We start from the raw sequence: 24,231 nt of genomic DNA, 5'->3' as shown, positions 1-24,231 counted from the left end.
CCGTTAACCTAAGATTATGCTGTAACAGGCCACTCAACTATGAATCCCATCTGTTTTCTCTCCAGTCCGAATGGACTTTGGTGTAGTTCCAGACAATGCGAAAAACAAATTGGCGTCGGTGCAAGCTGGAGACGCTAGAGTCACGTCGACCGTTGGCGGGATTCGGCGGATTTGCTTCGTCTTCGGATCCTTTTCCGAACAGCAATACCGACTTCGCGCGGGTCGGAGACAACACGCTGTTCGTGCGAAACGAACCTGCCTCTGGGGCGGAGCTTTGGCGTAGCACCGATGCCAACGGTCCGGCCGAACTGGTTCGAGACATCCGACCGGGCGAAATTGGCTCCGCGATCGAGTCGTTGCTATCGGTGGGCGACAGCGTGTTCTTCACAGCACAATTACCTGATTCGGGCCGTAATCTCTGGCGTTCCGATGGCACGTCCGAAGGAACGGTGCGGGTGTCGGATCACGACATCGATGGTCCATTGCAGGTGTTCGGTGACCGAGTCGTCTTTTACGTCCCCGTTGACTGGTACCGCGGCGAGTTGTGGATCAGCGACGGAACGCGATCGGGAACGACCCTGGTAACAACGTTGACCGACCGTTTTGAAAATGGGGTCGGAAAACTGCTCACCGCCGACCAGCATCGGTTCTATTTCGAGCAGGGGTCTCGCAACTATTTCGTTTCTGATGGAACTCCGGCCGGGACGATCCAGCTATCCGGTGAATCGGTCGACAAAATCCGGTCCATTGAATCGGCCCATAATCTGGCCACCGGAGATATTATCTTTTCGGAGCTGTTTAATGGGAACGAGATCCATTTCATCCAACCTGATGGGACCGTCGCGAGCGTCGAGGAGTTGTTCGGCGTCAACGTCGCGAGCCCAGCAGTCGGGCAACCGTTTGGTGACGACTTCTTTTTTCTTGTCACCAATACGATCGGTAATGTGTTGTGGCGAACGGATGGTTCGCCACAGGGCACGGCGGCGGTGGAAACGGTCGCCGAGCTCCCCGAAGGTCGCTGGGTGAACGACAGATCATTGTCTTCGGTCGGCGAGTTTTTGCTCACGCGAACGTCAGGAAAGGGTGGCGACGCTTGGGCCGTCTTCGACACGTCAACGGGCGTATGGAGAGAGTTCGCGGGCGCGCCGCACGGCGGGGAAATCACGATTGCCGGCAAGTACGCATACTATGCCACCCGCCACAATAACTGTGACCAGATCATCCGGCTGGACCCCCGCACCGCTACCTGGGAAATTTCTGCGTCGCTATCGCCCGAGGACCGATTGGGCGAATTGTTCGTGATCCAAGATCAGTTGTTTTTCAGCTACTTCGCGAGTTCCAAGTTTTTTGGACAATCGCTACAGATCCATTGGATTGATGACCAGGGGAGTTGGAACCGACACTCGAGTTTTAGTTACGGCTCGGGAGATTCGCATCGGCTGGTGAGCGTTAACAACAATCAGACACTGATCCTGGTCCAGATGAATCAGAATCGGTTGGTGATTCATCGAACCGACACCACGGCCGAGAACAGTCTCCGCCGCATCGCGTCGAACCATGCACCAATGACCCGGGCGGCTGTTCCGCGGGCTGCGGACAGGCATCATTTGACCCGACTGGATGGGCGACACTTTGTGTTCACGACGCAAGACGTTTTCGGCAGCAAGGTCTGGATCTCGGACGGAACCGCACTCGGTACTCGAATCGCCTTCGCAACCGACGACATCAGCCCCCAGGCCACGATCGACGAACTCTATGTCGTTGCCAACAAGGCCGTTTTCACGGTCACGCCCACCGAGCGGCTGGGCCGTTCACTTTGGTCCGTCGGAGTTGGTTCGGTCCCGCGAGCAATCTATCGCCCGGGCGACGGCTTTGGTCACCTGTTTGACGTGCTCGGCTCGGTCAACGATCGTGTAATTTTCGCGACGCATGATGATGCCGGCGGTCAAACGATTTGGCGGACCAACGACGACGTGTCCAATATCGCAGCCCTCGCGTCGGGGTTTCCGGTCGTTTACCGGACGGACCTGCTGAAGCAAGCAGTCGCTGGGCAGCGGCTGTTCTTTCGTGTTGATAGCGTCGCCCCCTACAACGTACGTTATCAATATGCATCGAACTATGCCCGCAGCTACTCGGGCTGGGGAACGGATCTCGATTTAGGTCGGAGGCCGAGTCCAGGAATCGAGCGGGCTTTGTGGTCGACCGACGGCACAGCATTCGGAACGCAAAAAGTCGTCGTCCCGCAGGATCTCGTTTCCGAAGAAATTTTGAAAAGTTACGGCAACAGCATCAAGCCAGTTTCGGATCTTGCCTCGATCCGAACGGACAACAGCGGGCTGTTTCTTCAAATCGAAGGTTCAAACGACTTCTTCGAGATCCCCGAATCCCTCACTCAACATGGGGATCCCGTGCCGATTGGCCGCCTTGGTGACAGCTGGATTTTTCGCATCTCTCCACCGAACTCTCCTTTCGTCAGAGAACTTTGGCGGCTCGACGACGATGGTTCGCAGCCAGAACGGATCATCCTCGCGCCGCTGGACCAGATCGTGATCTCGGATTCAAAGATCTTCTTTGGGGTCTCGGAACTCACCGACGGCGTCATGGCCGGATTGTACGTTTCTGATGGTACGGCCGCGGGGACCCACCTCGTCCCGACGATCAGCCCTTTGGGTGGTCGTTCTCTAACCTTGGATGGGTTTACCGCGAATGGTTCGGTGGTGGCCAGCGGTGAAGCAACATGGGTGACCGATGGCACTGCAGAGGGATCAACTCTGATCAGCGACACTAGAGCCTGGAACATCGTGATCCTTGATGACGATTTTGTCCTCAATTACGTCAACCATCCGCTGATTGTGGACACGATCGACGTCGTGGACACGGCATCTACCGTCACCATTTCCGCAGACACTAATCAAACGTCTGTCAGCGTTGATCAGATCGATTTTGCAGCCTCAGTGTCGACGGAAGTGCACCTGAACCTTGAAAGAGCTGTTGGCGAAGTCGTGATCGACACCGCCTCGGTGGCCGCCGGCCCGGCGCGCCGACTTGATTTGAACGTTCGCTACGAGACACGGATACGACTGATCAATGGCCCCGGCGACTCCGTCACCTACAGCGACTGGCCCGACGGATTGATGATTCAGATCGACGGTCTGGACATTTGCGTTCGCCTCAATGATTCGGTCAGTTTGATCGATGACCTGGGGCCGCGGGAGCGTCGCGTCATCACCAGTGATTCGGGCGATTTGGTCCGCCTAAAGAACGTCGGTGACGACCCGACATTCTCCATCAATGCCAGTGGTCGTTTGTGGAACCTGCAGATCGCGGAAAAATCGCACTTGAGCAATCAGGTGGTTCGATTCGACTTATCGCGAGGTTCGGACCGAGTCATTGTCGACAAATCGTTTGATCCATTTGTTGCGGGAGGGTTTACGCGGCCCATCGATATCCGCTTCACGGAGCCGACCAATGGGATCGATCACTCGACCATCATCGTGCCCGATACTTACGAGTCATACTTCTCCAGTGGACGCTACATCCGTTACAGGCTGACCGAACATCCTCACATCCGACTGCACTTCGACATTCAGAACAATCCATACCAGAATCCCGTTGATGTGTACGACACCAATGCTGACGGCGTGGTCACAGCCTTCGATGCACTTCTGGTCATCAATCGCCTGCATTTTGCCAATGAAGCTGTTGGCTGGAGCGATTGGCAGGGCCTGTACGACGTCTCGGGCGATGGCACCGTCTCGGCGCACGACGCCCTGATGGTGATCAATCGCCTACGGCGAGATGCAACATTCGAGGCCACGGATAGCTTCGTAGACAGAAGCTTGTTAGTGGAAGATGACGACCCGCTGAGGGTTCAGCCAACGTCTAACACCCTTTTCTAGATACGCTTTTGCGGATCCGATGTCACCAGATCTCAGAGTCCTTGGATCGCGAAGCAATTTCGCCTAACAAAGTCAGTTGTCCATCAGAGCTGTTCTGCAACAAGAACCGTGACTGGGAGCCCCGTGTCTTGCGAACGCAGCCGCTTTAGCGCTTACTCAGCGAGTTCAAATCAGTGAAGACGCGTTAAAACTATCGAGGAGCACAACAGCCACTTGGTAGTCGCAGCACTGATTCACCCTACACGCGTCGGTTGAATCAGCCTATGCCGGTTCGGTTCGGTTTTGTTCTACGCCGGTCATCACGCCTCGGTGGTACGTTCAAAGCGACTCGCCTACTCCGCTTTCGTCGAACTGAGTACCGAACCAGAAACATCCGAGGATTGCGTGGTCGAGCAACCCTAGTGGCCGGCGCCGGATGGGCGCAGCCCGACGCCGATGTTCACGACCTAGGTTCTTGCTGATTTGGGGATTGATCTAACCCGATACGAAGATCCTGGGAGGAAAGTGAGTGTTCGTTTCGCGTTGGGGAATGGTCTGACCACCGGCGATCGCCGATATCGACCACCGCTGCGCAGATGGCCGGCAACGGCAATCGCCTTCGGCCGTGTTGGCCGGGGGCGATAAGATGAGGCAGGCGAAGTAGCGGCCGTATGCCATTTCCCGGAGCAGTGCTAAAAGATGCCAAGCCCGAATTTTTCGATACGAGGGCTACTAATGCTCGCCGGTCTTGTCGCGATTACGCTCGGGGCCATTCGGTGCCACACCCTTCAGGGACGCGGTGAAACGCGACAGGTGCAGAACGAAGTTAGGCCTGCTAGGCGAGCGGCTCGATTCGATGCCCACTGGAAAGGCCTGTTGGTCACCTGCGCAAGAAACGCCTGATTCGAAAGAGTGGCGATTCAGGGCGCGAAAGCTCGCGTCTGCGATCAGGCTCCATCGCTCGAGAGCCGGATCGCGGTGAACGGCCAGAGATCTTCGAGCTTCGGATTTTCTACCAGAAGAAAGATCGGTGCCGAACTCGATTGCCCCCGTCCCCTTCGATCGGTTGGGGTGGGGGATGAATATGTCGAAAGCCCGCGAAATGCGGGCTAAAACAGCGGAGGGCACGGGACTCGAACCCGCAGCCCCTTACGGGGTACCTCAGTTCCAGTGAGGCCGCTCACCAATTCGCTTACCCTCCTGCGGACGATCAGGCCGACGCGAGCGAAATCATCGCCCGATTCGTTTGATCGTCAGTTCGCAAGCTTAGCTCCTGCGATCAGCTTCAAGAAGGCCTCATTGTTTTCAAAACGGCCGAGCTGTTTGGTCAATTGTTCCATCGCGTCGATCGGATGCATTTCGCTTAGCGTTCGACGCAGCATGGTGACCGTTTCGTACGTTTCTTCGTCATGCAGCAATTCTTCGCGACGCGTTCCACTTTGGCTGATATCGATCGAGGGCCAGATGCGTCGGTCGGCCATCCGCCGATCCAAGACCAGTTCCATGTTCCCGGTTCCTTTGAACTCTTGGAAAATGGCTTCGTCCATGCGGCTGTTGGTATCGACCAGGCAGGTACCGACGATGGTCAGCGAACCGCCTTCTTGGAACGCACGTGCGGTCGCGAACAGCTTTTTCGGGATATCCATTGCTTTGATATCCAGACCGCCCGACATTGTCGCGCGACCGCGGCCGGTGCTGCCGACCCATTTATTGAAGGCACGGGCCAGGCGGGTGATCGAATCGAGCATCAAGAAGACGTCTTCGCCACGTTCGGCCAAGCGCTTGGCCCGGTCGATGACCAGCTGGCTGAGACGGACGTGACTGTCGACGTCCATGTCCAGGCTGCTGGCGATGACTTGTCCGCCCTGGACATTGCGGCGCATGTCGGTGACTTCTTCGGGCCGCTCGTCGATCAGCAGCACCATCAGCTTCAGGTCGGGATGGTTTTGTGCGATCCCGGCAGCGATGTTTTGCAGCATGATCGTTTTTCCGCTGCGTGGCGGCGCGACGATCAAGGCACGTTGGCCTTTGCCCAGCGGTGCCAGCAAATCGATGACACGGTTGGTCACCGGTTTTTGGCCGACTTCCAGGTGCAGCCATTCTTCCGGGTTGATCGCGGTCAGGCTGTCAAAGTTCTTCACGTTCAAATAGTCTTCCGGCGGCATGCCTTCGACTTCGGTGATTTCTTTGACGCGCGGACCCTGTTGGCGACGTGCCTGTTGGACCATGCCCTTGATGTAGACGCCCTGCCGCAGGCCGAAGCGTTCGATCATCGTCCCCGGCACGAACGGATCGCTCCGTTCGCGGGTGTAATCGTTTTCTTCGCTGCGCAGAAAACCGTATCCATTGGGATGCAGTTCCAGGATGCCTTCACCGGCTTCCATGGGTGCATCTGATTGGAAATCGGCGTCACCGTTGGCCTGCGGGTTACCGCCATTGCCACCACGACGGCGACGTCGGCCTCTCGATTTGGGCGCTCCATTATCGTTGCCCTGGCCATTGCCAGAGCCACTTCGGCTCCTGGGAGCCCTTTTCTTTTTCGCCATTTGTCATCCAAACCGCACGTTCATTCCGCGCAATTGCGGCCTAAACGTAAGCATCAAGAAAGGTCGCTGTGGTCCGAGAAAGGGAAAGAAAAACTCCGTCCGGTGCCGCGACAACGCAGCCGGTGGAATCAAATTGTTTTGGAATCGGTTTTGTTTTTGGAAAGTCAGTCAGATTCGACCCGGCAGGGACCGATCTGTCGGCCAGTCATGACGACTCGGGGCCGCGACTCGTTAGATTTTCAACGGGTGAATTTCGGCTCCGCTCCGATTGAAACCCGGCCAGCGATCGATACCTATGATCATGCCGTGCGATGCCGCCCATTTCGATTCATGCCGGGCGACGGATCAGAGAGAGACACTCCCGTGTCTGATTGGGAATGTCGACGGGATCAAATCCCGAGTCCCATGTTCTGCTCCCAAATATAGAACCCGTTCGCCTAATGTCAAGAGAAGATGTCGCGGGCAACCTGGGGGGGAATCGTAGCGACGTCGCCAGAGTCTGATGCGATAGCGAGGCCGTCAGCGTTCCGCAGATGTCGGCGCCCCCGGGGGGATTTGCCGGAAAACTTTGCCTGGTCGGTAATTTCGGTTCAAGCGGTACGACCGTGGTGGTCGATGGTCGGTGATGGGGCGATCTGTCTGCCATCGCTGAGGCAGCCCTAGACGCCACCCACCAAATTTCGCTACCTCCCCCCAAGAACCATGATCCGGTCCGAATACCGGTTCGACGCGAAAAAGGAATTTTGCGATGTGCCGTCTCCTATCAAAACACGCCGCCATGACCGCGATCGCCATGGTCGTCGCGCTGGCCGGCTCATTCGCCGGGGCCGCCGAGTCCGGCATCCCCTGGCAATCCAATTTGAAGCAGGCCCATGCCGAGGCCAGCCGTGACGGCAAGCTGCTTCTGCTGCACTTTTACGGCGACAACTGTCCTTGGTGCGATCGGTTGGAAGCCGGTGCATTCCAGAACGGTGCCGTCGCCGCCGCGATCACATCGAAATATGTGCCGGTGAAAATTCACGTCGGCAAAGATCCCGCGATCGCGAAGATGTTCCAAGTCAAAAGTTTGCCGACCGACGTGGTGGTGACACTGAAGGGCGAGAAGCTATCGCACAAGGTCAGCCCACAAGATCCACGTCAATACGTGGCGATGTTGAACACCGCGGCCGCATCGGCGGGTCCCGCGGCCGAACCGCAGACCATGATGGCGGCAAGCCAGCCGGCACCGACGCCCTCCCCTGCACCGTCGGCGACGCCGAAGCCGGCACCGGTGGTTTCGACCGTTGCGGGAAAGACTAACAATCAATTTGCTTTGCCCAACGCGGTGATCGCACCCGGCGGCGTTCAGACGACGGCCGCCGGCGCTCGCACCGATGCGATGACGTTGGACATGCCGGCGCAAATCGCCGTGCCGCCGACGGCCAATCAGCCCGCGGCCGCATCGCCCCAAACGCCCCCGGCGCAGCCCGCCGCGACCGATGCTGAGGCGGACGTGGCGGTCGCAGCCCCGGCGGTCGCCCCCAGTGCTGACCTGCCTCCGCTGGCTTTGGAAGGTTACTGTGCCGTCAGCATCAACGAAGACTACGCTTGGGTCGAAGGCAAGCCCGAGCACGGCGTCCTGCACCTGGGACGGCTGTACTTATTCAGCAGTGCCGAAAACAAGCAAAAGTTCTTGGCCGACCCGAAACCCTACACGCCGGTGATGAACGAAATCGACGTGGTGCGGTTCTTCGAAGAAAAACGCATCGTTCCCGGCAAGCGTGATTTTGGGGTGAAGGATCCGATTCACGGCCGCATGTTCTTCTTTGCCGACCAAGCGGCACGTGACCACTTTGAAAACCAATTCGAACGGTACACCGATGCCGCCATTGAGGTGATGGATCAAGCGATCGGCGACGCCAACCCGTGATTTCGGGGTGAGGTTCGCCGCTTTGGCGGTACCATCTGTCCGCTGTCCTTGGACGCGAAACGCTCGGCCGCGTGCAACGCGTCGAAGAAGGCCATCAGTACCGGTTCACCGGTGAACGTTGCGACTGGGGCGTCGCATAGGACGGCCGTATCCCGTTCAGGATGGACACACTGGCGACGAAACACATCGCGGCGACCAGCATGACCATGGTGCGGGCGGCGGTTCGCCCGAAACGTTCGTCCACGGCGCGGACCGAACGCAATTGAAACGGCACCTGCCAGGGACCCAATGCAACTGCGGCGGCGACGACCGCCAAAACCAGGGCGATGCCGCCCACCAAAGAATCGCCGTAACTCAAGAATCAAAATCGCGTTGACGGAGCCGGCGGCGAATCTGGCGGATCTGCAGTCGCGCCGATTCAACGTCCGGATTGATGCTGAGACAGCGTTGCAGGGCACGCAACGCACCTTCGGGGTCACCCAGGATCAGTCGGCATTTTGCCAAGCCTTGCCAGGCCGGGTAGTGGAACCGGCACCGCCACAGGCATGCGTGATAGGCGGCTCGGGCTTGGTCGTAGTTCTCCAAGCCGTGCCAGCAGATCGCCAATTGATGATGTGCTTCCGCATACATCGGCGCTTGGTCGCACAGGATCATCGACGGTGCCAACGCGGCGGCGTGTTCGCCACCGTCGTTCAGGTGCATCAGCTTCAGTAATTGCTGGTGATGTCGTGGGGCGGCCGAACGAATCAGCAGCGCGCCAAACGCGTCATCGGCGGCCAAGCGGACACCGCGGTCCGGATCGCTGATCGCACGACCCAGCGGGTCGATCGTTCGGTGATCTCCCAACATGCCCAACGCCAGCGCAGCGGCGCGACGCATTTCCACGTCGCCGCGTAACAACAGCGATGCGATGGTCGTTACCGAGTAATGTTCGTCAACTTGAGATGCGAATCGTGTCGAATCGGCCGTCGCCAAAAATTTGCGATAGGCGGTCGTCAGCCGGGTCGTCCGAACAACAGGTGAGGTCACAGCAATATCCGTCAAAGGGTGATGTTCGCAGTTCGGTCGCGAGCATCCTAGGCAGGTCAGCCGGAACGGCAACCAGGCATCCTTTGGCGGTTCAGGTCACCCGAAACGGTTGCGGCAGGCAAGACAACCCCGTCTCTGCGGACGAGTCTAATTACGAGACCACCGCCCAACAACTCGCTATGATGAATCCCAGGTGAATGTCCCGTGTCGGGCCGTCGGTGGGGACGGGGGGCGAATCGGGTCGGGTCTCCAAAACTGCCTAAATTGCGTAGCTGTTGCCGTGTTTTCTCTCTCGAATTCGACCGGATTTATTCCCCCGGCCGGACACTTTCGATCCACGCGTCGTCGGCCCGCCTTGACGGGGCTGTGGGGCGTTTTGCTAGCGTCATGTTTGGCCTTCTCGCTCGATGCGGCGACACCAGAATCCACCGTCGCCGATCGCGACGCCTACCGGGCCTTGGCCAGCCCGATCACGATGCGAGCCGAAGGCCAGACCGTTGGCGAGGTGGTCGACCAGTTGGCGACCACGCGAACCCTGAATTTGTGGCGTCAGCGGGATCTGGACTGGGACGCCGAGTTGCCCGAAATCAGTTTGGGGCCCAGCGTCGCCGCGGCGCTCCAGCAGGTCGCCGATCGGTTGGACGCCACCGTGATCGTGCGCAGCGGCGTGGTTCTTGTCGGCCGGTCGGCCTGGATCGAACGCAATTTGGCCGAGCTGCATCGGGCCGAACTGGATGGGGCCCAACTGAATGAGGCCCAGCGAGATGAGGCACGTCCCGGGAGTTCGCAACGACGCACCACGGGGGCGTCGGGTGCCCACCCCGCCGCCCACTTGGTTTCCATCCGCTGGCCCGACCTGATCACTCCGTCAGAATTGGTTCGTCTGGCCCGGCGTGCAGATGGCGTGCACACCGCGGAACTGTCCCCGGCGGACATCGCTGGTCGACCCAAAATTGATGATGAGTTTCCACATGATCTGTGGCCGGCCGGTCAGTTGTTGGGGGTTGCACCGGCGTCGGTGGAGTCGTTGGTGCGGGGCCAGTTTGCGGCAGGGGCGGACCCATCCGAATCGTGGCAGGATCGCTATCCCGGCGTGATCGGCAGTGGTCGGTGGGGACGGCGGGTACGCACCGCTGCCGGAGTCGGCAGAATGTCGACCATCAATGGAACCGTGACGCTGACCGGAACGGCGGCGACGCACCGCGTGGCACTACAAACACTGCTGCAAGCGTTCTTGGCACAGGCGAACCCGAAGACAACGGGCCAAGAGGCCACGTTTGACTTCAAGGTGGAAAATCAACCGGCGGCCCATGTGTTGGAATCGCTGGCGCAGGCCGCCGGAGTTCCGTTGCAAGTCGAAGCCGACGAACCATCTCGGGTGCAACAGCGTGTGACGTTTTCGGCTAAAAAGAAGACCTTGGTGCAATTGGCCCAACAGGCGGCATCCGAAGCGGGGTTGCAGATCCAGTTCCGAGACGATCGCTGGATCATCCGCTAATGTTGATGGCGGCCTGCATCGCCGATTCCAAGGTCATCGATTCCATCGCCTGTTGGCTGATTCGCACTTGGTCCACCGCATCGCTGCGGATCGGCCGAGCGATTTGAATGGTCGACTGGGACAGATCAATTCGTTCGCCGCTTTCGCGTTGCAGAACGGGCATCGCGTAACCATCACGCGGTCGGCGGATGACGGTTGCTATCGTGCCATCGGTTAGTTCCACGGTGCTGCCCAGTGGAAACAGTGTTTGGGTCAACAGGAATGCGCGAATCACGGTTGGTTCGAACAGACCATGTCGAGCCTGATGCAACAGGATGCCGATGGCGTCGTGTGGCAAAATTCCAGGGCGACGATCGGTCGGCAGGATCAATTGCAGGTAAGCATCGACAACGTTCAAGATTCGCGCGTAGGGGTGAATCCGATTGCCCGATAACCCACGGGGAAATCCGACGCCGTTGTACTGCTCGTGAACTTGTTCGACGGCCAAACGAATGTGACTGGCGACTTCGCCGACTTCGCTCAAGCACTGTTCCGAAAGGATCGGATGCTTGCGATAGGTCCACTGTTCGTCTTCGCTGAGCACGACGCCGACTTGACGAAACTTTTCGTCCATCATGAATAGGCCCACGTCATGCAGCAATCCGGTCGTCCCGATTTCGGACACCGCCTTGCCGTCGAGTCCCATTTCAACGGCGACCGCCATTCCCAGATTGGCCAATTTGACACTGCGTTCGGTCAAGTCGCATTGTTCTTGGGCGCTTCCGAAGACGCTGACGGTTTGGTCGTGATCGTCGATCAGATTGCTGGTGAACCGTTGCGAAAGATCGTCGATGGCCTCGATTGTTTTCAATTGGTGTTTGGAAACCGCTTCGCGAATCTCATCCACCTGCTCGATGGCCGACGCATAATCTTTCTTCAGCGATTCATATCGCTTTTCGTCCAAAGGTTCGTCGAATCGATCCACCAAGAAGTTTCGCAGCGGCCGCCCCGAATCGAGTGCGGACTGTTCTGTGTCTGCGTGCGTCGTGCGTTTGGCGGACGGTTCCTTGCGTTTGGAATCGTCTTTTTGGAATTGAGCCGCGTCTTTGGGGTGAACCTCTACCTGCTCGATCCCACGGTCCACGAGCCCCGCGATGACCGATTCGGTGATCTCGGTGTTTGCACCGAGCAACAGCACACCCGATTGATCAACGATCGGATGCGAACAGACCACCCCGGACTGTAGGTCCTCAACCCAAATCGTCACATTCGCTGATTGCCCCATCAGCGGATCTCCCCATTTAGTCTGGTAACGTCCACAATAGGCTTTGACAAAGCGCGAGGGTTGCACCGAGTCTGGTGCGTTTCCGCTTCGGTTTTCTTGCCCTGCATAATGCAACGCTAGGTTCAAAACGCACTGATTGCCTTATGAATTCGCCCTTTCCGGCACAGAATGCGGGTGGCCGCTACGACGTGGTGGTCATCGGCGGAGGGATCGTAGGGTTGGCGACGGCCGTGACGGTATTGCAGCGTCATCCGGAGTGCCGGCTGGCGGTGTTGGAAGCCGAGGCCGACGTCGGGCAACATCAGAGTGGCAACAACTCCGGCGTGATCCATTCAGGACTGTATTATCGTCCCGGATCGACCAAAGCCAAAACCTGTCGCGAAGGCAAGCAATTGCTGGAGCAGTTTTGCCGAGATGAGAGCGTTCGCTGGGATCGCTGTGGCAAGGTGGTCGTCGCCGTCAACGCGGACGAACGACAGCGGCTGGACCAGATCGCCGATCGGGCGACCCAAAACGGCGTGGAGTTCGAGCTGATCGATACGGACCGGCTACGCCAATTGGAACCGGCCGCGGCGGGGCTGGCCGCACTGCATGTGCCCGAAACCGGGATCGTCGATTATCCAGAAGTCTGTCGCGCCATGGTGCGGCGAATCCGTGCGGCCGGCGGACAGGTGATCACCGGTTTTCGTGTCGAAGCGATCGATGTGGCGGGGGACGATGTTGTTTTGAAAGCCGTCGGACACGACGATCCGGTCCGCTGCGACCGCTACGTCAATTGTGGCGGACTGCAATGTGATCGAATTGCACGAGCCGCCGGGGTAAAAACCGATGTTCGCATCGTTCCGTTTCGCGGGGAATATTTCGAACTGAAATCGGAAAGCCAGCGGTTGTGTCGAAATCTGATCTATCCGGTGCCCGACCCCAGCTTTCCCTTTTTGGGCGTCCACTTCACGCGGATGATACAGGGAGGCGTTGAATGTGGTCCCAATGCGGTCCTGGCGATGGCACGCCACGGATACCGCTGGTCTGACGTCAGTGTTTCGGACCTGGCGGAGACGCTTTCCTTCGCTGGTTTTCGAAAGCTGGCCGGAAAGCATTGGCGGATGGGGGCCGGCGAGATGTATCGCTCGTTCAGCAAACACGCCTTCACTCGGGCGCTGCAGAAGTTGATCCCATCAATTCGTCCCACCGATTTAAAGCCGGGACGTTCCGGTGTCCGCGCACAGGCGGTTACACCGGAGGGGGATCTGGTGGATGATTTTCTGATCCAACGTGGGCCTCGATCGGTCCACGTGCTGAACGCGCCGTCACCCGCCGCAACCGCATCGCTGGCGATCGCCCGTCACGTCGTCGACCGATTTGAATCGGAGGAAGACTGAACGGTTTGGGCCACCGGGAAACGGCGATTCGCGTCGCCGATGTTGGGCACGTTTAGTTGTCGACGCAGGTTTCCAGGAACCGAGCCAGTCGGTGGAAATCGCTGTCGGGCTGGATGAAGCGGACCTTGGTGACCAGCGTTTCGGGGTCCACCAGTTCTTGGAACGGCACAAAGTGCAGGTCCAGTTGTCCGGAGACCGACACCATGACACCGTTAAGCTTTTCTTCCACCAAGGCACGATACGCACCGACACCCAACTGAGACCCCAGCATGATGTCGTAGGCGTGCGGCGGTGCACAACGGGATTCGTAACCCAGTTGCAGCCCGTTCACCTTGCGAGTCCGGCCGGTGCGTTCGTTGTATCGAGCCGACAATAACCCGGACATCATGGCGGCCAGATTGACCGAGGAGATGTTGATGTGGCCGTGATCGTCGCGGCTGATGCCTTCCAAGTACTTCGACGGCAGGTATTCCGCCATGCCTTCGGCGACGACGATCGTTCCGTACTGGCGACCTTCGCGTTCGCGGGCCAGCATCATGTCGACCATGCGATCGATGACCCGATCCAGGGCCATGATTTTGCGGGTTTCTCCGGTTTCTTGGCTGACGACTTCTTCCTCGGCCATGGCGCCGCGGATGTCTTCGACGCTGAGGACCATGCTGGCTTCACCGGCGATCGCCGCACCATAGGCCAACCAACCGGCACTGCGTCCCATTGCTTCGCACAGGAAATAGGCTCTGCCCGCGGCGGCGTCAAAGTTCAGGTTGCGGATTTCTTCGGCCAAGGTTTCGACGGCGGTGAAGAAGCCGAAGGTGAAGTCGATGCCGCTGTAATCATTGTCGATCGTCTTGGGCAAGTGGACGACGGGGAAACGCCTGGCTTCGGCCGGCAATCCGTCCTGGAACATCTTCAGCTTGTTGGCGGTCTTCAGCGTGTCATCGCCACCGATGCTAATCAGGGCGTCGATCTCCAGACTGCACAGACCTTCATAAACCCGCCGCAGGGGCGCGACCAGTTCCGGGTCCTTCAGGTTCTCGGGGCTGCTGACGTGGCGGCCGGGGTTGGTGCGTGCCGTTCCGATCATGATCCCGCGGCTGCTGCGGGCGTTTGTCAGCGTGTCGTGGCTGAATCGGATGTAGTCGGTGCCTTCCTGCAGCGGTCCGGCGGCGCTGTATTCGGCCAGCCGACTGTAGCCGTGCTTGATGCCGAAGACCTGGGCGCCTTCTTCCAGAAACGAGAATGCCGCCGTGCTGATCACCGCGTTGGCTGCCGGTGCGGGGCCGCCGGCGAACAGGATGGCGACGCGTTTGATATCGAGGCTGTGATGATCAGAGGAAACTGGCATGACGAATCGGCTCGCGTGAACTGGATCGGCGACCAGGACGCCGGTCTTCATCGGACCGATTACGTCACCCGTTCGCTCGCGTGGTTTGGTTTTGGAGTCGGAAATTCTAGGCTTCTGGGGGCGACCGCCAAGGCGGCTGGTCCCACCTGGGGTGAATCGCGGCCCCGTCGCGGGTGGATTCTAGGTGGCGTCGGCTTGTTCGATCGCCTCTTCGATGGTCGCCTGGTATTCGGCGTCGGTCAGGTCGAAAATTTCTCGCAACCGCCCCAGAAGTTCCAGACGTGGGCCGTCCAGCGGTTCGTCGGCCGTGGCGGCCAAGAAGACGATCTGCAGGGCCAAACGTCGTTGCTGTTGGGTCCAGCGTCGGCTGACCGTCAAGATGTAGTGATCCGGCTTGATCCGGTTGTCGACGGCGATGGAACACAGTTGCCCCAGTTCTTCGCGGTCGATCGGACGTTGTAAAAGATCGTTGGAAAGCGAAATCAGGGTGTCGATTTCGCCCGGTGTGATCTGTTGGTCGATCAGCACCGTCAAAATAGCCGACCGCAGGGCTTCGTCTTTGAATTGGGCTTCCTTGGCCGCTTCGTGGCTGTCGCGGTCCATCTCCAAAACGCTCAGATCCCAGGTGGCGTCGCATCCGTCGCACTGGATGAATTCCTCGGCCGCCCCGACCGGCACGGTGGGGATGAAATAAAGCGTCAGGAACGGTCGGCGCGATCGGCGACGGTAAAACTCCGTCGTCCCGCATTGGGGGCAATAAAAACTGCCTCGGTCGCGGGTTCGGGTCAAGTTCATGGTGCCGATCAGGATCATTGACGGCGGGGCCTCGCAGGATGGGGAATCAAGACGGGCGGCGCGTCACCGGTGAAGAACCCCACAACCGGGGCCCGGGCCACGCAAACGTCCCATGGTGGTTCGAAATGATTGGTTTGATTGAATCGAATGCGAAAGGCTTGACGATACAAGATCGACGTCCGCTGTTCATTCGACGCAGGAATCCCGTCCGCCATGGCCATTTTGCCGGTCAACACGACGCGCACCAGCACGCCGCTTGCGACCCAGCGGCTGTTGTTCCAGCTGAACGCCGACCAAGTCGAATTGCAGCGGACCTATGACCAGCTGAGCACGGGCCGGCGTGTTTTGCGGGTCTCCGATGACCCCGCGTCCGCCGGGCGCGCGTTGGTGCTGCAACGTGGAATCGACCGCACCGATCAGTTGCAACGTAACGCCCAGGCCACCGAAGCATTCTATCAGTCGACCGATGATGCGTTGGCGCGAATCGACGATGCTTTGATCCAAGCCCGTGGTGTGGCGGTCGAAGCGGCCCAAAACGTGTTGTCCGAAGACGAGCGGGCGGCGTTGAGCGCGACCGTCCAGCAGGCGTTGAATTCGGTCTTCACGGCGGGAAACGTGATGTTTCGCGACCACCAATTGCTGGGCGGCATCCTGGAAAGTGAAAACGCACTGAACTGGATCGACGGTGGTGTGCATTTTTCGGGGACCGAAGCGGTCGGGAACACCAAACTGGGCGGCGGTGTTTCCACCGCGATCAACGTCAGTGCGTCCGAAAGTCTGGGGCTGCTGTCGACCGTGGTCACGGGCGATTCCTTGGGTGCCGGGCTGGCCCGCGACACGCGTCTGGTGGATATGAAAGCCGGTAAGGGAGTCCAGCCGGGAATCATTCGTGTCAGCGATGGCGGCAACTTTCAAACCATCGATCTCAGCCGTGCCGCAACCATCGGCGACGTGGAAGACATCATCGACCAATACGATCTGAACGGTCGCCGATTGTCGTTTTCGATCACCAACGACACCGTCCGTCTGGAATACAGCGACGGGCTGCCGGGGACTCTGGCCGTCGACGACGTGCCTGGTGGTACAACGGCCAGCGACTTGGGACTTTCCAACCCACAAGGGTTCACCGCGCCACCGCTGACCGGAACGGGGATGGCGCCCCGGGTGACCACCGAGACCCGGATCGATCAATTGGCCGACGGTGCGGGGCTGGATCTGACCGGTGGACTTCAAATCAGCCGCGGCGGACAGGATTTTGACATCGACTTGTCGGAGGCGGAGACGCTGGGTGACGTTCTGATCGCGATCAACCGTAGCGACGCCGATGTCCAGGCGGAACTGGATCAATCGGCCGGACGCATCGTGCTGAAAGCCCAGCGAAGCGGCGTCGATTATTCGATCGGTGAAAACGGCGGCGTCGCAGCCAGCAGCCTGGGAATTCGGTCCTCCGACGAACAGACTCGCCTAAGCGAACTCGGGGGCGGCCGAGGCCTGGTGCTGAACAGTCAAGACGATGATTTGGTCATCACTCGTCCCGACGGCGTCCAGCTGGGCATCAATCTGGAAGGTGCCGAGACGATCCAGGACGTCATCGATCTGATCAGCAATCATCCCGACAATCAGGACAGCCTGCGGGTGTTGGTGCGGTTGAATGCGGTGGGCAACGGGTTGGAGCTGGAAGCCCCGCCGGGCGCGGGAAACCTGGAAGTTTCACAACCCGGGCTGTCGGATGCAGGTTCACAGTTGGGGCTGATCCCCGACGGGGAAACCGTGGGCACCGGGGAATTGTCCGGCGGCTCGATGCGCTTGGTCGGTGGAGACTATGACCCACAGGAAGCCGGCGGAGCTCTTGATACGTTGATCCGGTTGCAACGTGCGGTTCTGGACGGTGACGTCGAAGAAATCTCGTTGTTGCAAGAACGCCTGGACGTCGATTTGGACCGGTCCAGCCGGACCCGCGGCCGGGTCGGTGTGTGGAGCCAGAATCTGCAGCAACTCAGTGAGGCCAACGCCCAAGAATCATTGCTGCTTCAGTCACAGCTGTCCGACGAAATCGACGCCGACTTGGCGACCGTGATCAGCGAAATGACGTCCCGGCAAACGGCGCTGGAAGCATCCATGCGGCTGATCGGACAGACGTCACAGATCACCGTGTTGAACTATCTGTAGCAATGGTCGACTGGTCGTTGACGCAATGGTCACGGTCAAGCCGCACTTTTTTCCGCATCGGTTTGTAACGAATTTGTCGATTCGATGAATGAACCGGCCGATACACCTTATGAACCGCGGATGTCCCTCGGTTCGATCTGCTGATTGACGCCTTCAAATGATCCGCAGCCATGCGTATTGAAACCAACCGATTCGGTAACCTTGTTCTGAACACCGAAGATCTGTTTCTGTTTCCACAGGGATTGATCGGTTTGGAAACGCTGCGGCAGTGGGCCCTGATTCCCGACCAACAGAACGACGCGGTGGCTTGGCTGCAAAGCGCTTCCCGCGGTGATCGGGCGATTCCATTGATCAGCCCACGCGCTTTCTTTCCCGACTATCGGGTGCACGTTGCCAGGCGTGAGATGGCGTCGCTGCACATGCGGCCTGGTGCCGAACTGTACGTGATGACGACGGTGTCCGGTCATGTCGGAAAATTGACGACGAATCTTCGCGCACCGTTGCTGTTGAACCTAGACAAGCGTCTGGGATGCCAAGTGATCACCAACGATGACCAGCCGATTCGGCAAGCGTTGCCGCTGGGCGCCCAAGGCCAGTTTGACATCGCACGCGCCGCCTGAATTGCAGGCAACGGTACGACGCATTCTTTAAGATCCGAACGGGATCGCACGGGCATTGCGCGTCATCGGCGTTTCGCCCGAGCACGCGTGTCACCACGATCATGTTTGTGACCCATCGTGGCGGAATCACGATTGCGTTGACTATTTTTTGGTTCATCTCAACCAGCGTTTGCGGTCAAGCCCAGCATGCGATAGCGCCAAGTGGCGGATCGAGCTGCGTGCATGTGATGACAGCCACGATACAGCCGCCTGCTTTGCGGGGCGTCATTGTTTCACCGATCGGACGAACCGAACGTTCTTTCGCGTCGAACCGCATCAACATGGTTGCAGTCGTTTCAAGGGGCGCGGCCGGGCGTTCCGTCAGAACCGGAAATGGTGGACCTTCAAAGGTGGTGGATCAATTGTCGCGCACTGTGCGTCGATAGCATGTCGTAGCGAGCGAGTTCTCCGGCGACCCCGTCGTTCGGACGGTCCGTCCCTGAGACCGACCCACAGGTCGAACTTGCACGCGGTGCCAAGACATCGATTCAACATGTGTTCGGTTTCGACGTCACGCCTTCAGTACCCTGCCCTTCATGTATCGAGGCCATCATGCTGGTCCTTTCACGACACCGCGACGAAAGCATCATGATCGGCGACGACGTCGTCGTGACCATCGTTGACATCCGTGGCGACAAAGTCCGTCTGGGAATCGACGCTCCGCAGTCCATCCCGGTGCACCGTCAAGAAGTTTACGACGCGATCCAACGCGAAAACAAACGCGCGACGCAGACCGGCAGCGGGGCGACCAAAGACGTTCGTCCGCCTCGGAATTGACGCGGCCGGCGGGAATCATCCGATCCCACAACGATCGGATGGAATCAGCGTTGACGAATCAGCCGACCCCATCGATGCAAATCGACGGCGTCTGATTCGGCATCCCCGTCGGCTTGTTGCGCTGGATGACGCATAGGGCGACCCATGGGGCGTAACGGTGCGATGCACCGGCGCCCATGATGATGTTGCGTACCTGAAATGATGGGACGCTACAAATGGATTGATTCCACGGGGACTTCCAACCAATCGGTGATCAACACCCGCTGGATCAGCTTGTCGGGCAAATGCTTAACGACGACGTCCATCAACCGCGCGCGGACTTCGGCCTGCTTGGGATCTTGTAGCCACTGGACGTCGGCGGTTCGTAACATACGCTCGGAATCTTCGACGATTTCCATCTTCATCTTTTCCAGTTGTTCGCGACCTTCCATGTGTTTGGCCGGGTCGACGACCGCGTGCAACCGAAAGTGATAGACGCTGTCTTTGTCCGTGACGGGTTGAAACCGGAAGTTGCCGATTTCAACCGCCGAGCTTTTCAAGTGTTTCAACCGGGCGACGCGGCTGCGTACGTACCCAATCACGGCGGCGTGAATTGCCACCATGATTAGGATCAGACCCGCAGCCCAAAAACGTCGAATGAAGCTCACCTGAAAATTCCCCTCAGCAGTGCGTTGCTGCCATCGATGGTCGCCCTCCTTGGGACTTGGTTCCCCGAAATCAAAGCTTCCTGCAGCCCAAGGCTAGGTCACCGACGATGACAGGCGGCCGAAGGACGAGAGAAATGAGCGGACAATCCGGGCGGATCTTGGGACATTTCGATTGCGCAATCCGCATCGTCGCTACGTCCCCACCGGATCGGTGATGACACGACGGGCATTCCAATTCGGCGGACCTTTCGCACGTGGATTGCCTTCATGCCGGGGATGATCCAAACTTCCCCGCCATGAACGCTGCACAACACTCCTCCGCCGGTTCCGGCTCCGACCACGATTCGGCGGCTGAAAATGTCGTCGTGATTCCTGACGCCAAAGGTGGCCCAGCTTTTCGCTGCGGGTCTGGCCAACCGCTGATGCTGATTGCCGGCCCCTGCGTTTTGCAAGACGAAGAGACTTCGATGCGGATCGCGGAGGTTTTGGCGGCAATCAACCAGTCCGATCAGGTCAATGTGGTATTCAAGGCTTCCTTTGACAAAGCCAACCGCACCAGTGCCGCGGCCAAGCGGGGGCCCGGGCTGGAACAAGGCGTGGCGATGCTTCGGCGGATCGGTCAGGCCAGCGGTTTGCCGGTGACCACCGACGTGCATTTGCCCACGCAGTGCGGCGTGGCGGCCGAAGTCTGTTCGATTTTGCAGATTCCCGCGTTCCTGGCACGTCAAACCGATCTGGTCGTGGCGGCCGCGGAAACCGGACGCCCGGTGAACGTGAAAAAGGGGCAATTCATGGCCCCCGAAGACATGCGTCACGTCGTCGCCAAAGCCACCGGGGCGGGCGACGGTGGCGTTCTGTTATGCGAACGCGGGACTTTTTTTGGTTACGGCCGTCTGGTCAACGACATGGCGGGCCTTGTCACCATGCGAAATTTGGGCGTTCCTGTGGTGTTCGATGCCACCCACAGCGTCCAGCGGCCCGGCGGACTGGGCGATGCGACCGGTGGCAACCGCGAGATGGTCGAACCGTTGGCCCGCGCCGCCGTATCAGTGGGTATCGACGCATTGTTTTTCGAAACTCACCCCCAGCCGGAATTGTCACCCAGCGACGGTCCGAACATGATCCCGCTGGACCAGTTCCGCCCGCTGATCGATCGGCTGTTGCGATTGCGGCAGTGCGTCAACGAACTGGCGTCGATCCGCTAGCCTGTGACGGGCGGCCCATGCGATTCCGCTTGTCCGTTCCATTCCATCGCCGTTCTTTTCCACCGGTTTGTGCGTTTCTGCCGTGTCATTGCTCCGCCCCCTAAGCCTATTGCTGGTCGTCTGTCTGTTCGCCGGTTGCGGCGACGATCGAGATCTTGTGCGAGAAATCCAGGCCTCCCGTCAGGCGCGGGTTCAAACAGAATCGAAACAGGATCACTTGGGCGAAGCGTTCAGCTTGTTGCAGCGTCTGGTCGAACTGAATCCGACCCGGGCCCAGCAACAGATCCGTTTTCATCTGAACCAGTGGTTGCAGACCCGCGGCGACGTTCCCGCATCAGTCACACCTGAGATCGTGTCGACGTTGCGTGGTGTGGTCCCGCAGGAAGTCTTGGACGAACAAATCGGCGGCACGAATTTCGTCGGCGGCGATGTAAAGCATCTACGCGATGCCTATCTATTTCGCCAAATCGTCCAGTGGGTGGACCGTCCCGGCGAAACGGATCCGCTTTGGATGTCATGGTTCGAAGACGGAGCCGGTGGATTGGACCCGGACTCGCTGGATTCGCTGCAGACTGCTTCGCGACTGTTCGATTGGACGGTGCGAAATGTTGCCTTACAGCCTCGCGTGCTGACCCAACCGGCGCCGGAGCCGCCACCGTTGCCCGAAGGGTTGGAGTTTCGCGGTGCCGGGTATCGGCAAAGTGATTACGAAACGATTTGGCGTGGCACCGGCGATGGATTGCAACGAGCCGGCGTCTTTGAACAACTGTGTCGCCAAGCCGGTTTGGCCGCAGCCATCCTGGCGGTGCCTTCGGATGATTCCGGTCGACTGACGCCGTGGGCGGTGGGAGTCATGATCGGTGACGAAGTCTATTTGTTCGAACCCGAATTGGGGCTGCCGATTCCAGGTCCCGACCAAGTGGGCATCGCCACGCTGAAACAAGCCCGTCGTGACGAATCGGTGTTGCGACGATTGAAGGTCCCGGGCTTTTTCGACTATCCATTCGACAAAGCCGACGTCCAGCAAGTCACCGCGATGTTGAACCTGATGCCCGAAGCGATCGCAACACGGATGAAGTTGTTGCAGGAATCGTTGACCGGCCAACGACGGATGACTTTGTACGTCGACGCCGACGAATCCAGCGAACGTTGGGATGCAATCGCGGGAGTCGCCGGGGCACGCTGGTGGCCGGTCCCGATCCAGGCTGAGATTTATCGCGCGGCGATGGAAAACCAATCCATGCGAGACCCGTTCTTTGCGTTCTGGTACCAGTCGCAATGGCTGATCATGGATGCCCAGGCCGAGATGCCACAAATGTTGTCCCAAGGTCGGTGGCGTCACCTGCACGGCGAATTTTCGGATGACGAAGACGATTTGACCGAGGGCGCGCGGACGCTGTACCTGAGCCAACGAGCCCCCGAGTTTGAGATTGCCGACTTGCGAATCGATTTGGAACTGCAAAAGGCTTACGGTCTGCGTCGGGAATTGGGGATGGACAACCAGCAGTTCGAAGCCCAGATCGCTCAGGTGCAAAGCTTGATGCGGCAGGGAAAGCGAACCGCCACCTATTGGCTAAGTCTGGTTCAGTACGACGACGGCCGCATCGAAACGGCACGCAATTGGTTCGACAAGCGAGTTCTGGATCCGGCCCAACCGACGCCGTGGGAACCCGCCGCACGGTACAACCTGGCTCGTACCGAAGAACAACTGGGACAGACCGAGGCAGCCGTGAAGCTGTTGAAAACCGTCGGTGATCCCCAGGAGCAGGGAAACCGGATCCGCGCGCGTCTGATCGGACGTGACTGATTTGGCAACCTCCCCCGCCCCGCCGGATCGCCCCTCGGTGGCGATCGTCGCTTGGCAAGCGATTGGAACGGTCGCCCCTGGTGCGGGGGTGCCCGTCGGCGGAATGGAAACTGCCGCGTGGACGTTTGCCACCGGCCTGGCACGCGACGGACGGTGGCATCCGATCTTTATCGCACGCTCCACGCGGCGTTTGCCAATCACCCATCCCACCGGCGTGACCATCGCCGCCCATGTCGACCGCTGGATGCCCGTGCGACGTGCGGTGGCGTCGGCACTCTCCGATCGGCCGGTACGATGGACCCCGCGGCTGATGTGGCAAGTTTTTACCTTGGCGATCACCAAGCCGTTTCGCGCGGCCGATCCGATGCCGCGCAAGCCGGATCCCAGATTGACGAAATTCGATCCACCGGACGTTTGGATCACGATGGGTGTCAGTGCCGAATCGGCGGGCGTGATCGCCACCGCTGTTGATCAACAACGGCCCTTGCTGGTGCTGGTGCAAAGCAACGAAGACCTCAATCCACGATTCGCCGACGATCCCAATTTCACGTCAAAGTATGGCGTCACATCGGCCGACGTGATGTTTGCGATTCGCAACGCCACTCATTTCGTCTGCCAGAATCAATGGCAATGCGATCGCTTGCAGAAACACTTTGCACGTGATTCTTTTCTAATTCGAAACGCCATTGATTTGAATCATTTCAATCAGTTGCGGAAACGCTTCGAGCCGACATCGCGACGCGACGATGAATCGAATGCATCGTCCACGCTGCCCTTCGACAAACGTCCGGTTGATGTTTTGTGGATCGGAAGATTCGAGGATTTCCACAAACGCATCACCATGGCAATTCAGATTGCGCGGCAATGTCCAACGCTGAAGTTTTGCTTCATCGCCAACCCGTCGGATCCGGCGGTCGAAGCGGACGTCCTTGCTGATCCGCCCGGCAATGTTCGCTTCATCAGCCGCGTTCCAGCGGACGAGATGCCGAACCAGTTTGCCCAAGCCAAAACATTTCTTTGCACCGGAGATCCGCGTTACGAAGGGTTTCCCAATGTGCTGCTTCAGGCCGCCGCGATGGGGACGCCGATTGTGTCGTTGGCCGATTTCGACCAGTTTTTTCAGCGATCGGGGGCCGGAGTCGTTTGTGATGATCCGACAACAGTGCCGGAGGTTCTGTCGGATTTCGTCGATCGACGGCGAAGCGTGGATCATTCGAAGGTATACGATTATCTGGAGACACATCACAGCGAACCGGTCATTTGTCGCCACCTGGCCGATTTGCTGGATCGCTGCTTTGACGACGTTCGGTAAACGGGTGATACC

At 58.9% G+C, this 24,231-nt stretch carries 17 protein-coding genes and 1 tRNA gene; 10 read left to right on the top strand and 8 right to left on the bottom strand.

All coding sequences use genetic code 11. From position 1 onward, the window contains the following. Positions 1-1,634 precede the first annotated feature (1,634 nt). The gene (locus tag Mal65_RS27245) at positions 1,635-3,899 is read left to right on the top strand and encodes a dockerin type I domain-containing protein (RefSeq protein ID WP_231131205.1); all 2,265 of its coding nucleotides are present in this window, start codon (positions 1,635-1,637) and stop codon (positions 3,897-3,899) included. Positions 3,900-4,996: 1,097 nt separating this feature from the next. On the opposite strand, the gene Mal65_RS21570 is transcribed toward Mal65_RS27245, so the two are convergent. Beyond that, positions 4,997-5,079, bottom strand: a tRNA-Ser gene (locus Mal65_RS21570). Positions 5,080-5,131: 52 nt separating this feature from the next. Then, the gene (rho, locus tag Mal65_RS21565) at positions 5,132-6,424 is read right to left on the bottom strand and encodes a transcription termination factor Rho (protein WP_145302461.1); all 1,293 of its coding nucleotides are present in this window, start codon (positions 6,422-6,424) and stop codon (positions 5,132-5,134) included. 778 nt (positions 6,425-7,202) lie between these two features. Between rho and Mal65_RS21560 the strand changes: the two genes are divergently transcribed. Then, complete coding sequence (locus Mal65_RS21560; protein ID WP_145302458.1) at positions 7,203-8,333, top strand: thioredoxin family protein; 1,131 nt, start codon at positions 7,203-7,205, stop codon at positions 8,331-8,333. Between the two features lie 94 nt (positions 8,334-8,427). On the opposite strand, the gene Mal65_RS21555 is transcribed toward Mal65_RS21560, so the two are convergent. Then, positions 8,428-8,691: a hypothetical protein gene (locus tag Mal65_RS21555; protein ID WP_145302455.1), complete on the bottom strand. Its 264-nt coding sequence runs from the start codon at positions 8,689-8,691 to the stop codon at positions 8,428-8,430. Continuing rightward, entirely contained in the window at positions 8,688-9,362 is a 675-nt protein-coding gene (locus tag Mal65_RS21550; protein WP_196784362.1) for a HEAT repeat domain-containing protein, read from the bottom strand. Before Mal65_RS21550 ends, Mal65_RS21555 begins: the two co-directional genes overlap by 4 nt. Positions 9,363-9,642: 280 nt before the next feature. Between Mal65_RS21550 and Mal65_RS21545 the strand changes: the two genes are divergently transcribed. Next, complete coding sequence (locus tag Mal65_RS21545) at positions 9,643-10,860, top strand: hypothetical protein (protein ID WP_165701446.1); 1,218 nt, start codon at positions 9,643-9,645, stop codon at positions 10,858-10,860. On the opposite strand, the gene Mal65_RS21540 is transcribed toward Mal65_RS21545, so the two are convergent. Beyond that, positions 10,850-12,124 (bottom strand): HD-GYP domain-containing protein, encoded by a 1,275-nt coding sequence (locus Mal65_RS21540; protein ID WP_165701445.1) that lies wholly within the window; start codon positions 12,122-12,124, stop codon positions 10,850-10,852. The two genes, Mal65_RS21545 and Mal65_RS21540, sit on opposite strands and share 11 nt — an antisense overlap. 143 nt (positions 12,125-12,267) lie before the next feature. Here Mal65_RS21540 and lhgD point away from each other — a divergent pair, with 143 nt between their 5' ends. Continuing rightward, positions 12,268-13,503, top strand: a complete 1,236-nt coding sequence (lhgD, locus tag Mal65_RS21535) for an L-2-hydroxyglutarate dehydrogenase (protein WP_145302446.1) — start codon at positions 12,268-12,270, stop codon at positions 13,501-13,503. Positions 13,504-13,555: 52 nt separating this feature from the next. Here lhgD and Mal65_RS21530 read toward each other — a convergent pair whose 3' ends face one another. Then, complete coding sequence (locus Mal65_RS21530) at positions 13,556-14,848, bottom strand: 6-phosphofructokinase (protein ID WP_145302443.1); 1,293 nt, start codon at positions 14,846-14,848, stop codon at positions 13,556-13,558. 180 nt (positions 14,849-15,028) lie between these two features. Further along, positions 15,029-15,643: a TerB family tellurite resistance protein gene (locus Mal65_RS21525; RefSeq protein ID WP_196784361.1), complete on the bottom strand. Its 615-nt coding sequence runs from the start codon at positions 15,641-15,643 to the stop codon at positions 15,029-15,031. Positions 15,644-15,856: 213 nt separating this feature from the next. On the opposite strand from Mal65_RS21525, the gene Mal65_RS21520 reads away from it, so the two are divergent. The 3 genes from Mal65_RS21520 (at position 15,857) to csrA (ending at position 19,248) form a co-directional block, all read left to right on the top strand. Further along, positions 15,857-17,812 carry a flagellin N-terminal helical domain-containing protein gene (locus Mal65_RS21520; protein ID WP_145302438.1) on the top strand — a complete coding sequence of 652 codons (1,956 nt, stop codon included), beginning with the start codon at positions 15,857-15,859 and terminating at the stop codon, positions 17,810-17,812. A 170-nt stretch (positions 17,813-17,982) separates the two neighbouring features. Further along, entirely contained in the window at positions 17,983-18,432 is a 450-nt protein-coding gene (gene fliW, locus Mal65_RS21515) for a flagellar assembly protein FliW (protein WP_145302435.1), read from the top strand. Between the two features lie 591 nt (positions 18,433-19,023). Then, on the top strand, positions 19,024-19,248 hold the full coding sequence (gene csrA / locus Mal65_RS21510; protein WP_145302432.1) for a carbon storage regulator CsrA: 225 nt from the start codon (positions 19,024-19,026) through the stop codon (positions 19,246-19,248). Between the two features lie 209 nt (positions 19,249-19,457). Here csrA and Mal65_RS21505 read toward each other — a convergent pair whose 3' ends face one another. Then, on the bottom strand, positions 19,458-19,895 hold the full coding sequence (locus tag Mal65_RS21505; protein WP_196784360.1) for a hypothetical protein: 438 nt from the start codon (positions 19,893-19,895) through the stop codon (positions 19,458-19,460). Positions 19,896-20,191: 296 nt separating this feature from the next. On the opposite strand from Mal65_RS21505, the gene kdsA reads away from it, so the two are divergent. From kdsA to Mal65_RS21490, 3 genes are all read left to right on the top strand, one after another. Next, positions 20,192-21,100: a 3-deoxy-8-phosphooctulonate synthase gene (gene kdsA / locus Mal65_RS21500; protein WP_145302429.1), complete on the top strand. Its 909-nt coding sequence runs from the start codon at positions 20,192-20,194 to the stop codon at positions 21,098-21,100. 82 nt (positions 21,101-21,182) lie between these two features. Further along, positions 21,183-22,907 carry a tetratricopeptide repeat protein gene (locus Mal65_RS21495; RefSeq protein ID WP_145302426.1) on the top strand — a complete coding sequence of 575 codons (1,725 nt, stop codon included), beginning with the start codon at positions 21,183-21,185 and terminating at the stop codon, positions 22,905-22,907. Further along, entirely contained in the window at positions 22,900-24,219 is a 1,320-nt protein-coding gene (locus tag Mal65_RS21490) for a glycosyltransferase family 4 protein (protein WP_145302423.1), read from the top strand. The genes Mal65_RS21495 and Mal65_RS21490 overlap by 8 nt, the downstream gene beginning before the upstream one ends. The last annotated feature ends 12 nt before the right edge of the window (positions 24,220-24,231 follow it).

This window comes from Crateriforma conspicua, from assembly GCF_007752935.1.
Classification (GTDB): Bacteria; Planctomycetota; Planctomycetia; order Pirellulales; family Pirellulaceae; genus Crateriforma; species Crateriforma conspicua.
This window is presented reverse-complemented; position numbering and strand designations above follow the sequence as displayed.

Excerpts from the sequence above, each read along its gene's own strand:
- Mal65_RS21520 (WP_145302438.1), top strand. The coding sequence starts at position 15,857 with ATGGCCATTTTGCCGGTCAACACGACGCGCACCAGCACGCCGCTTGCG.
- csrA (WP_145302432.1), top strand. The coding sequence starts at position 19,024 with ATGCTGGTCCTTTCACGACACCGCGACGAAAGCATCATGATCGGCGAC.
- fliW (WP_145302435.1), top strand. The coding sequence starts at position 17,983 with ATGCGTATTGAAACCAACCGATTCGGTAACCTTGTTCTGAACACCGAA.
- Mal65_RS21560 (WP_145302458.1), top strand. The coding sequence starts at position 7,203 with ATGACCGCGATCGCCATGGTCGTCGCGCTGGCCGGCTCATTCGCCGGG.
- lhgD (WP_145302446.1), top strand. The coding sequence starts at position 12,268 with ATGAATTCGCCCTTTCCGGCACAGAATGCGGGTGGCCGCTACGACGTG.
- Mal65_RS21540 (WP_165701445.1), bottom strand. The coding sequence starts at position 12,124 with ATGGGGCAATCAGCGAATGTGACGATTTGGGTTGAGGACCTACAGTCC.
- Mal65_RS21530 (WP_145302443.1), bottom strand. The coding sequence starts at position 14,848 with ATGCCAGTTTCCTCTGATCATCACAGCCTCGATATCAAACGCGTCGCC.
- rho (WP_145302461.1), bottom strand. The coding sequence starts at position 6,424 with ATGGCGAAAAAGAAAAGGGCTCCCAGGAGCCGAAGTGGCTCTGGCAAT.
- kdsA (WP_145302429.1), top strand. The coding sequence starts at position 20,192 with ATGAACGCTGCACAACACTCCTCCGCCGGTTCCGGCTCCGACCACGAT.
- Mal65_RS21525 (WP_196784361.1), bottom strand. The coding sequence starts at position 15,643 with ATGAACTTGACCCGAACCCGCGACCGAGGCAGTTTTTATTGCCCCCAA.